At 68.3% G+C, this 10,897-nt stretch carries 9 protein-coding genes and 1 tRNA gene; 8 read left to right on the top strand and 2 right to left on the bottom strand.

Annotated features, from left to right (window positions below):
* From Q1K33_RS19600 to pyk, 3 genes are all read left to right on the top strand, one after another.
* Positions 1-1,325, top strand: a 1,325-nt coding sequence (locus tag Q1K33_RS19600) for a glutamate synthase-related protein (protein ID WP_300406442.1), incomplete at its 5' end; no start/stop codon positions are given.
* Positions 1,318-2,802, top strand: coding sequence for a glutamate synthase subunit beta (locus Q1K33_RS19595; protein WP_300406441.1), 1,485 nt, complete (start codon positions 1,318-1,320; stop codon positions 2,800-2,802). The genes Q1K33_RS19600 and Q1K33_RS19595, both read left to right, overlap by 8 nt.
* Positions 2,803-2,832: 30 nt before the next feature.
* Complete coding sequence (gene pyk / locus Q1K33_RS19590) at positions 2,833-4,296, top strand: pyruvate kinase (RefSeq protein ID WP_300406440.1); 1,464 nt, start codon at positions 2,833-2,835, stop codon at positions 4,294-4,296.
* Positions 4,297-4,302: 6 nt separating this feature from the next.
* On the opposite strand, the gene Q1K33_RS19585 is transcribed toward pyk, so the two are convergent.
* Positions 4,303-5,082: a transcriptional regulator gene (locus tag Q1K33_RS19585; protein WP_300406439.1), complete on the bottom strand. Its 780-nt coding sequence runs from the start codon at positions 5,080-5,082 to the stop codon at positions 4,303-4,305.
* Between the two features lie 32 nt (positions 5,083-5,114).
* A tRNA-Leu gene (locus Q1K33_RS19580) sits at positions 5,115-5,197 on the bottom strand.
* A gap of 62 nt (positions 5,198-5,259) precedes the next feature.
* Here Q1K33_RS19580 and Q1K33_RS19575 point away from each other — a divergent pair.
* From Q1K33_RS19575 to Q1K33_RS19555, 5 genes are all read left to right on the top strand, one after another.
* Entirely contained in the window at positions 5,260-5,895 is a 636-nt protein-coding gene (locus Q1K33_RS19575) for a response regulator (RefSeq protein WP_300406438.1), read from the top strand.
* Between the two features lie 253 nt (positions 5,896-6,148).
* Complete coding sequence (locus tag Q1K33_RS19570; RefSeq protein WP_300406437.1) at positions 6,149-7,432, top strand: branched-chain amino acid ABC transporter permease; 1,284 nt, start codon at positions 6,149-6,151, stop codon at positions 7,430-7,432.
* A 10-nt stretch (positions 7,433-7,442) separates the two neighbouring features.
* On the top strand, positions 7,443-8,837 hold the full coding sequence (locus Q1K33_RS19565; RefSeq protein WP_300406436.1) for a branched-chain amino acid ABC transporter permease: 1,395 nt from the start codon (positions 7,443-7,445) through the stop codon (positions 8,835-8,837).
* Positions 8,830-9,813, top strand: a complete 984-nt coding sequence (locus tag Q1K33_RS19560; RefSeq protein ID WP_300406435.1) for an ABC transporter ATP-binding protein — start codon at positions 8,830-8,832, stop codon at positions 9,811-9,813. Before Q1K33_RS19565 ends, Q1K33_RS19560 begins: the two co-directional genes overlap by 8 nt.
* A complete protein-coding gene (locus Q1K33_RS19555) occupies positions 9,810-10,565 on the top strand; it encodes an ABC transporter ATP-binding protein (protein WP_300406434.1) in 756 nt (251 codons plus the stop codon). The genes Q1K33_RS19560 and Q1K33_RS19555 overlap by 4 nt, the downstream gene beginning before the upstream one ends.
* Positions 10,566-10,897 lie beyond the last annotated feature (332 nt).

Here is a 10,897-nt window from a genome sequence, read left to right as displayed (position 1 = left end):
AGCAGACGCTGCTCCTCAACGGGCTGCGCGACCGGATCGTCGTGCAGGCCGACGGTCAGCTCAAGACCGGCCGCGACGTCGTCATCGCCGCGCTGCTGGGCGCCGAGGAGTTCGGCTTCGCGACCGCCCCGCTGGTCGTGTCCGGCTGCATCCTGATGCGGGTCTGTCACCTCGACACCTGTCCGGTGGGCGTCGCCACCCAGAACCCCGTGCTGCGCGAGCGCTACAGCGGGAAGGCCGAGTACGTCGTGACCTTCTTCGAGTACATCGCCCAGGAGGTCCGCGAGATCCTGGCCGAGCTCGGCTACCGGTCCATCGAGGAGGCCGTCGGCGACGTCGCGAGCCTCGACATGGGCACTGCCGTCAACCACTGGAAGGCCTCGGGTCTCGACCTGAGCCCGATCCTGCACCAGGTCGAGACCGACGCGTTCCCCGACCAGGACCGGCGCAACACCAAGGGCCAGGACCACGGCCTGGAGCGCTCGCTCGACGTCACCGAGCTGGTGCCGCTGGCCGAGCCCGCCCTCGAGCGTGGCGAGAAGGTGCGCGCCGAGGTGGCGGTGCGCAACGTCAACCGCACCGTCGGCACGATCCTGGGTCACGAGCTCACCAAGAAGTACGGCGGTGAGGGCTTGCCCGACAACACGATCGACATCACGTTGACCGGCTCGGCCGGGCAGTCGTTCGGTGCGTTCCTGCCCCGGGGGATCACCCTGAGGCTGGAGGGCGACGCCAACGACTACGTCGGCAAGGGCCTGTCCGGCGGGCGCATCGTCGTACGACCGGACCGGGCCGCGACGTTCGAGAGCAACCAGCAGATCATCGCCGGCAACACGATCGCCTACGGCGCCACAGCGGGTCAGATCTTCCTCCGGGGCGGGGTCGGCGAGCGCTTCGCCGTCCGCAACTCGGGGGCATGGGTGGTGACCGAGGGTGTGGGCGACCACGGGTGTGAGTACATGACCGGCGGGCGCGTCGTCGTGCTCGGCAAGACCGGACGCAACTTCGGAGCCGGCATGTCCGGTGGCGTGGCCTGGGTCCTGGACCTCAAGGAGTTCCGCGTCAACAAGGAGCTCGTCGAGCTCGGCCCGGTCACGGGCGACGCGGCCGACGAGCTGCAGCTGATGGTGCGCGAGCACCTCGAGGAGACCGGGTCCAAGGTCGCCGAGGAGCTGCTGGTCGACTGGGAGTCGTCGCTGGGACGCTTCACCGAGGTGATGCCGCGCGACTACCGGATCGTGCTGGAGGCCAAGGCCAAGGCCGAGTCCGAGGGACTGGACGAGAACGAGACCGCTCACGCGATGATGGAGGCGCTGCATGGCTGACCCCAAGGGTTTTCTGAAGGAGGGTCGCGAGGTCGCGACCCGTCGACCGGTCGAGGAGCGGATCCACGACTGGAACGAGGTCTACCCCGACGGCATCGGCCGCGCGCTGCTGCCGATCATCACGCCGCAGGCCGGACGCTGCATGGACTGCGGCATCCCGTTCTGCCACCAGGGCTGCCCGTTGGGCAACATCATCCCCGAGTGGAACGACCTGGTCTGGCGAGACGACTGGGAGGGCGCCATCGAGCGCCTGCACGCCACCAACAACTTCCCGGAGTTCACCGGTCGGTTGTGTCCCGCGCCCTGTGAGACCGCCTGTGTGCTGGGCATCAACCAGGACCCGGTGACGATCAAGAACGTCGAGGTCTCGATCATCGACAAGGCCTGGGAGTCGGGCTACGTCCGTCCGCAGGCCCCGGAGTGGCTCTCGGGTCGCACCGTGGCGGTCGTGGGATCGGGCCCGGCCGGCCTGGCGGCTGCCCAGCAGCTCACGCGCGCCGGCCACACGGTCGCGGTCTACGAGCGAGCCGACCAGATCGGTGGGCTGATGCGCTACGGCATCCCCGAGTTCAAGATGGAGAAGAAGCACCTCGACCGTCGCCTGGACCAGATGAAGCGCGAGGGCACCGTCTTCCGTGCCGGCATCGACGTCGGGTCGGAGGCCTCGGGCCTCAGCGGCATCAAGCTGCGCGAGCGCTACGACGCGGTGGTGCTGGCTCTGGGCGCCACCGAGGCGCGGGACCTGCCGATCACCGGCCGCGAGCTCGGCGGCATCCACCAGGCGATGGAGTTCCTCCCGCAGGCCAACCGCGCCGCGCTCGGTCTCGAGCAGCTCGACGGCCAGGAGCAGATCATGGCCACCGACAAGGACGTCGTGATCATCGGTGGCGGTGACACCGGAGCCGACTGCCTCGGCACCTCGACGCGGCACGGCGCGCGCTCCATCACGCAGCTGGAGATCATGCCCGAGCCGCCCGAGAGCCGTCCTGCCGGACAGCCGTGGCCGACGTACCCGATGACCTTCCGGGTCTCCTCGGCCCACGAGGAGGGCGGCGACCGCGTCTACGCCGTCTCGACCAAGGAGTTCCTCGGCGACGAGCACGGCAACGTCCGCGCGCTGGTCCTGGTCGACGTCGTCTTCGAGGGCGGCAAGCTCACCGAGATCGAGGGCACCGAGCGCGAGATCCCGGCCCAGCTGGTGCTCTTCGCGATGGGCTTCGTCGGCCCCGAGAAGCCGGGCATCGTCGAGCAGCTCGGCGTCGACCTGGACGAGCGAGGCAACGTCGCTCGTGACAAGGACTACATGACCTCGGTCTCCGGCGTCTTCTCCGCCGGTGACTGCGGTCGCGGACAGTCGCTGATCGTGTGGGCCATCGCCGAGGGCCGCGCCGCGGCCGCCGCGGTCGACCAGCACCTCACCGGCTCCACCACGCTGCCGAGGCCGATCCCGCCGACGGCGAGGCCGTTGGTGGTTTAGAACGTTCCAATCCGCGCTAGGGTGAAGCACGTGCGGAGAGCAAAGATCGTGTGCACCCTGGGCCCGGCGACGAGTTCCGAGCGGAGGATCCGTGAGCTCGTGTACGCCGGGATGGACGTCGCCCGGCTCAACATGAGTCACGGCACCCACGCCGACCATGCCGAGACCTACCGTCTGGTGCGCGAGGCGGCCGACGCCTCCGGGCACGGTGTGGGGATCTTCGCCGACCTCCAGGGCCCCAAGATCAGGCTGGCCACCTTCGCGGACGGCCACGCGGTGTTGAGCCGCGGTCAGCGCTGGACGATCACCACGCGTGATGTCCCCGGTGACGGCGAGGTGGCTGGCACGACGTACCAGGGTCTGCCCGGCGACGTGAAGCCCGGCGACCCCATCCTCATCGACGACGGCAAGGTCCGCCTGCGCGTGGTGGCCGTGGACGGCACCGACGTCGTGACCGAGGTGCTCGTCGGCGGGCCGGTCAGCAACAACAAGGGCATCAACCTCCCCGGTGTGGCGGTGTCGGTCCCGGCACTGTCGGTCAAGGACATCGCCGACCTGCGCTTCGCGCTGAGCCTCAGCGTCGACTTCATCGCCCTCAGCTTCGTGCGCAATGCCGCCGACGCCGAGGACGTGCGCGCGATCATGCGTGAGGAGGGAGTCCTGCTGCCGGTCATCGCCAAGATCGAGAAGCCCCAGGCGATCGACAACCTCGACGAGGTCGTCCGCGCCTTCGACGGCTTCATGGTGGCCCGCGGCGACCTCGGCGTGGAGTGCCCGCTGGAGGACGTGCCCTTCCTGCAGAAGAAGGTCGTCGACAAGGCCCGCCTCAACGCCAAGCCGGTGATCGTCGCCACCCAGATGCTGGAGTCGATGATCACCAACCCGGCGCCGACGCGGGCCGAGGCCAGCGACGTCGCCAACGCGGTGCTCGACGGTGCCGACGCCGTGATGCTGTCGGGGGAGACCAGCGTCGGCGACCACCCGATCCACACCGTCGAGACGATGGCGCGGATCATCTCCGCCACCGAGCAGCACGCACTCGAGCCGTCCGACCTCGGACAGTTCGAGGCGATCGAGTGGGACCCACACACGCGCGGCGGCGTGATCGCCAAGGCCGCCGAGGAGGTCGCCACCCGCGTCGGAGCGAAGTACATCGTGGCCTTCACCCAGAGCGGCGACTCCGCCAAGCGGCTCTCGCGGCTGCGCAGCAAGGTGCCGGTGCTCGCGTTCACCCCGGAGAACAAGGTCCGCTCCCAGCTGTCGCTGAGCTGGGGCGTCGAGACCTTCCGCACCCACGCCGTCGAGCACACCGACCAGATGGTCCGCCAGGTCGACGAGCAGCTGCTGCAGATCGGCCGGGTCAAGGAAGGTGACCTCGTCGTCATCGTCGCGGGCAGCCCGCCGGGGATCCCCGGCTCGACGAACGCGCTGCGGATCCACCAGATGGGCGATGCCATCAACGGTGCCGCGCCCGCCTACCGCAAGCCGGAGTGACGCAGGTCAGGACTTCGACCCGATCAGCGCATCCAGCCGGGCCACCGCCTCGCGTCGAGACACGCTGATGGTCGTGCGGTTGCTCTGGCGCCAGGCGACGTCGGCGAGGTCGAGCGCCCAGCAGCACAGCTCACGGATGTCGGCGCTCTCGTTGGTGAACTGCCAGCGGGGGTAGTCGTAGCGCTTCAGCTCGCCGGCCACGGGTCGCCTGGCCCAGTTGCGCACCCGACACCCGTCGGAGTGGAAGAGCCCGCGCAGGAACGGTCCCGGGTGAGTCTCCACGATCACGCGTTGCCAGTCCTCCAGCACGATCGGGCGCAGGTGCTTGCGGCCCGGCCCGTGCTGGGGGAAGAGGCACGGCCAGTGCTTCCAGGACGTCGTGGTGATCACGGCTCCGGGGACGAGTCGTGTGTGCGGGCGACTCCCAGGCTTGACCAGCCGCATCAACAGCCGAAGGCGGTGGTTGTCGTCTACGTATCGCCGATCATTGTAGATGTGGAACGCGAAGACGCCTCGGCGTCCCCTCGAGATGTGTCCGTCGCCGAGGTACCAACCCAGGAGCTCGCTGTAGGCCGACGCCTCGAGCGGGCCGTCGCCGCACCGCGGACAGGGAGCGATGGTGTGGTCCTGGCCTCGTGGCCGCCCTCTGCGCTGGTAGTCACGCCGCCAGCGCCGGATCGTCTTGATCGCGACCCCGTGCTTCGTGGCGTTGTCGCGGTCGAGCATCCCGGCATCGGAGTCACGCAAGGCGGACTCCACCACTTCCCGAGGTCGTACGTGAGACATGTCGCGATGCTCGACCAAGCCACCGACATCGGTACCGGGTGTGGGATTCGAACCCACAAGTCCTTTCGGACAATGGTGTTTGAGACCATCGCGTATGCCGTTCCGCCAACCCGGCTGGGTGCGCCCAAACCCTAGCCGATCACCACGACTGACCCTGGTGCCGACTACCCTGAGCGCGTGAACGACACCCCCGCCCCAGCACCCGCCGCGAGTCCCGCGCCGGCCGCGAGCCGCACCGTGGTCATCGCCGAGGACGAGACCCTCATCCGGATGGACCTCGCCGAGATGCTCACCGAGGAGGGGTACGACGTCGTCGGTCAGGCCGGCGACGGGGCCAAGGCCATCGAGCTGGCCACCGAGCACCGCCCCGACCTGGTGATCCTCGACGTCAAGATGCCCGTCCTCGACGGGATCGCGGCCGCGGAGGCGATCGCGGCGAAGCGGATCGCGCCGGTCGTGATCCTGACGGCCTTCTCCCAGCGCGAGCTGGTCGAGAGGGCTCGCGACGCGGGGGCGATGGCCTACCTCGTCAAGCCCTTCACGCAGTCGGACCTGGTGCCCGCGATCGAGATGGCGGTGTCCCGCTTCGCCGAGCTCGCCCAGCTCGAGAGCGAGGTGCACGACCTGCAGGAGCGACTGGAGACCCGCAAGTCCGTCGACCGGGCGAAGGGAGTGCTGCAGGAGAAGCTGTCGCTCTCCGAGCCGGAGGCGTTCCGCTGGATCCAGAAGACCGCGATGGACCTGCGACTGTCGATGCGCCAGGTGGCCGAGGGCGTGGTGACCCACGGGCCCGAGATCGCCGGGGGCCCCTGACGACCGCCGGTGGCACCGTGCTTCGGGTCAGGCGCGCGCCGTCAGGTCCGGCAGGTCTCGGCACGGTCACGAGGTAGTTAAGCCCTCGTTGCGCTCCTGCTGGGTTTCTCGATGTGCTGCTCAGCGGCCGAACGTGCCCCTAGACTGCTGAGTCGCCGCCCAGCCGGGCGCGGAGGAGGAGAACCACGTGAAGCCATGCACGAGGCCACCCGGTCTTCGTAGACGAACGACTGTTGTGGGTGCCTTGCTGGGCATGCTGCTCGCGCCCCTGGCGCTGCTGATGGGAGCCCCGCCGGCCAACGCCGTGGTGCTCTGTCTGGCTCAGGCCGACCAGACCGGCTGCGTCACCGGCACCGTGGGCAACCGCGCCAACCCCGTTGAGGGAGTCGACGTCAGCCTGCTCGATGCAGACGGTGTCGAGGTGGACTCCTTGACGACCGAGGCCGACGGCAAGTTCAGCTTCCAGGTCACCGAGGCGGGCGACTACTTCGTCAGCGTCGGCGAGCTCCCGGACGGGCTGGAGGTGCGCCCGCCTGCCGAGCGCTTCCAGGGACCGGACGGCTCCATCATGGTCACCGTCGCCCTCGGTGGCTCGGTGAGTCCGGACCTCAACGTACGCTCGGTCGACTTCGACGCCGGGGGAGACAGCTTCGGCGACCAGATCATCCAGAGCATCGCCCAGGGCCTGCGCCTCGGGCTGCTGCTGGCCCTGGCCTCGGTCGGCCTGTCCCTGATCTACGGCACCACGGGGCTGTCCAACTTCGCCCATGCCGAGCAGGTCACCCTCGGCGGCATGGTCGCCTACGGCCTGTGCAACGTCGCGGGGATCAACCTCTGGGTGGGCATCGTGCTCACCACGCTGATCTGCGGGTTCAGCGGCTTCCTGCAGGACTTCGTGATGTGGAAACCGTTGCGTAAACGTGGGCTCGGCCTCACCCAGATGATGATCGTGACGATCGGGCTGTCGCTGGCAGCGCAGTACGCGTTCCAGTTCTTCGTCGGTGCCTCCCAGCAGAAGGTCGTGGTCCGCAACTTCGACGTCGTCGAGCTCGGGCCGATCCGGCTCACCGGCATGTCCTTCGTGGCCATGGGGGTCGCGTTGGTCGCGATCGGCATCGTCGGCTACGTCCTGCTCTACACCCGGGTCGGCCAGGCCACCCGGGCCGTGTCCGACAACCCGGCCCTCGCCGCGGCGTCCGGCATCGACGTCGACAAGATCATCCGGATGGTCTGGGTGGTCGCCGCCGGCCTCGCCGGCCTCGGCGGCGTGTTCTACGCACTCGTGGTCAGCAACGGCATCCGTTGGGACACCGGGATGCAGATCCTGCTGTTGCTCTTCGCCGCAGTGACCCTCGGCGGGCTCGGTACGGCCTTCGGGGCCTTCGTCGGCGCGATCATCATCGGTCTGGTGGTCGAGCTGGCCGGACCGCTCGGCGCCCCCGGCGACCTCAAGTACGCCGTCGCCCTCGTCATCCTCATCGTTCTGCTGATGGTCAGGCCCCAGGGCCTGCTCGGTCGAGCAGCACGGGTCGGCTGAAGGAGCCCACATGGACACCATTCTGAGCATCCTCAACGCCACCCTGCGCGAGGCGATCGCCCCGAACACCGCAGCGGTCGCGATCGCCGTCATCGGACTCAACATCCACTTCGGCTTCACCGGACTGCTGAACATCGGTCAGGCCGGCTACATGCTGCTGGGCGCCTACGGCATGGCGATCTCGATCACCTACGACATCCCCTTGCTGTTCGCCGTGCTCATCGGCTTCGTGGTGAGCTTCGTCTTCTCGCTGATCCTCGGGCTACCCACCCTCAAGCTCCGAGGTGACTACCTGGCGATCGTGACGATCTCGGCCGCGGAGATCGTCCGGTACTCAGGACGACTAGCGGCCTTCGAGGACTTCACCGGAGGGTCCCAGGGCATCTTCGGCAAGGACTACCAGGGGCCCTTCATCTCGCTGTCGTTCCTCGGCTCGGGTCGGTTGACGCTGCTGGAGTTCAACTACACCGACGTCGCCGACGGTGCGCGGTGGGTCCAGGTCCTCGGCCTGATCGCGCTGATCGGCGCCATCGTGGGTGCGGTCCTGCTGCTCAGGAGCCTGAAGTCCGCCGGGGGAGCCGTGCTGGCCCCGATGTCGTCGACGGTGCGCAGCGCACTGGTCGCGGTCGCTCTGGTGCTGGGCGCCATCCTGACGGTGGTCGTGCCGGCGTACGCCGACCGGGACACCGCCACGGACATCTTCAGCCGCGTGGTGGCGTTCGTGATCTTCACGAGCATCATGCTCGCGGTGCTGTTCGGCGGCCAGGCCGCCTTCGCCGCCTGGAAGACCGCCAAGGGACGCAAGGCCGTGCTGGCCGGTGTCTTAATCCTCTTCGCCGTGCTCGCGATCTTCTTCACCTTCCCCAAGACCTACGACCGCACCGGCGTCGACGGCTGGTGGGTACGGATGATCGCCTGGTTCATCGTCGGCCTGTCGTGCGCGGTGGTCTTCCTGCTGGTGCGCAGCCCCTGGGGTCGGCTCCTGCGGGGCGTGCGTGAGGACGAGGACGCGATGCGCAGCCTCGGCAAGAACGTCTTCGCGATCAAGATGCAGGCCCTCATCATCGGCGGCATGTTCGGCTCGCTGGGTGGCATGGTCTACGTCCTCACCGGCACGGTGCAGGCCGACTCCATGGGCCGTTCGCTCACGTTCTTCGCCTACACCGCGTTGCTGCTCGGTGGTGCGGCGACCATCTTCGGTCCGGTGCTCGGCACGATCATCTTCTTCTCGGCCCGCATCCTGATCCGGGAGGCCTCGGGCGCCTACATCCCGGACGCGATCATGACCAACTCGCAGACCGAGCAGTTCTCCTATGTGGTGGTCGGCGTCGGCCTGATGCTGCTGGTGATCTTCCGACCACAAGGGATATTGGGCAACAAGAGGGAGCTCCGGTTCAATGTCTGAGACAACCGTCGGCATGGCCGACCCCGCCGTCCGACGTCAGCTCATGGCCGACGTGGCCCAGGAGCCTGGCTCGGCGAAGCCCGACTCGATCCTCTCGGTCGACAACATCACCCGCCGCTTCGGCGGCATCACTGCCGTCGACGTGAACCACCTCGAGGTCCAGCGCGGCATGATCACCGCCCTCATCGGACCCAACGGGGCCGGCAAGACGACGTTCTTCAACCTGATCACGGGCTTCGACAAGCCGAGCAGCGCCGGCAAGGGAGCCCACTGGTCCTTCGACGGTGCCACGTTGGACAAGACCGGTGCCTCCGCGGTGGCCAAGTCGGGGATGGTCCGCACCTTCCAGCTCACCAAGGCGCTGAGCCGGATGACGGTGATGGACAACATGCTGCTCGGCGCCAAGGACCAGCGCGGCGAGAGCCTGATGCGCTGCATGTTCCGCCCGATCTGGTCGGGACAGGAGCGCGAGGTCGAGGAGAAGGCGGCCGGACTTCTCGAGCGGTTCAAGCTGCTCGAGAAGAAGGACGACTACGCCGGCAGCCTGTCGGGCGGTCAGCGCAAGCTCCTCGAGATGGCGCGCGCCCTGATGAGCGACCCCAAGATGATCATGCTCGACGAGCCGATGGCCGGGGTGAACCCGGCGCTGACGCAGTCCCTGCTCGGTCACATCCAGGCGCTGCGCGACGAGGGCACCACGGTGCTGTTCGTCGAGCACGACATGCACGTGGTCCAGCACATCTCCGACTGGGTCGTGGTGATGGCCGAGGGTCAGATCGTGGCCGAGGGGCCGGCCGACACGGTGATGGCCAACCCCGCCGTGATCGACGCCTACCTCGGCGCACACCACGACACCGACCTGGGCGACGACGACCTGCTCGACGAGGGTGCGGACCTCGGACCGCTGTCCGAGACCGCTGCAGACGAGGAAGGCTCGCCGCCACCCGAGAGCCACGACGAAGGGAAGCACGCATGAGCAGCTCACCCACCGGCCAGCAGGCGGTCGTCGAGGCGAGGGACCTCGTCGCCGGCTACCTTCCCGGCGTCAACATCCTCAACGGGTGCAGCCTCACGGCGTACCCCGGCGAGATGATCGGCATCATCGGTCCCAACGGCGCCGGCAAGTCGACCCTGCTCAAGGCAATGTTCGGCCTGGTCAAGATCCACTCCGGTGAGGTGCGGCTGGGCGAGCGCGACATCACCAACATGAAGGCCAACCAGCTCGTGCAGATGGGTGTGGGCTTCGTCCCGCAGAACAACAACGTCTTCCCGTCGTTGACCATCGAGGAGAACCTCCGGATGGGGCTCTTCCTGCGTCCCAAGAAGCTCAAGGAGCGGCTCGCCGCCACCTGGGACCTCTTCCCGAACCTCCACGAGCGCAAGGACCGCAGTGCCGGAGCGCTCTCCGGCGGTGAGCGGCAGTCGTTGGCCATGGCGCGTGCCCTCATGATGGAGCCCTCGGTGCTGCTCCTCGACGAGCCGTCGGCCGGGTTGTCGCCCGTGCGTCAGGACGAGACGTTCATCCGCACGCGCCGGATCAACAAGACCGGCGTCTGTGTCGTGATGGTGGAGCAGAACGCCCGCCGCTGCCTGCAGGTCTGCGACCGCGGCTACGTGCTCGACCAGGGCCGCGACGCCTACACGGGCACCGGCCGTGAGCTCGCCAACGACCCCAAGGTCATCGAGCTGTACCTCGGCACGTTGGCCAAGGAGGTCGGCGCCGAGTAGGCGCGGGTTCCTGGGGTTGGTCCTGGTGGTTGCGGTGGTGGGACCCCGCGCGTAGCCGACCTGCTCCCGCCGTCAAGGAGCTCGCTGCGCTCGCCCGCTGCGCGGCACCTTCGGGTGTCCTTGACTGCGGGACCCGGTAGGTCGGCTGCTCGGCGCACGGGGCGGAGCCCCCTCGCTGGCGCTCGGTGGCGCCGCCCGCGCAAGCGCGGCCCCACCAGTCCCACGAGTCACATGGCCTCGTCGAGTGGTCAAGAACGACACGAAAACCGGCCTGAAACCTGCAGTCTTTGCCCAACCGATGAGGCGATGTGAAGGGTGTGACGGGTGTGGCG

It is taken from the genome of Nocardioides sp., assembly GCF_029937575.1.
Lineage (GTDB): Bacteria > Actinomycetota > Actinomycetes > Propionibacteriales > Nocardioidaceae > Nocardioides.
Note: the sequence above shows the minus strand (reverse complement) of the source record. Positions and strands in the feature narration are given on the sequence as shown.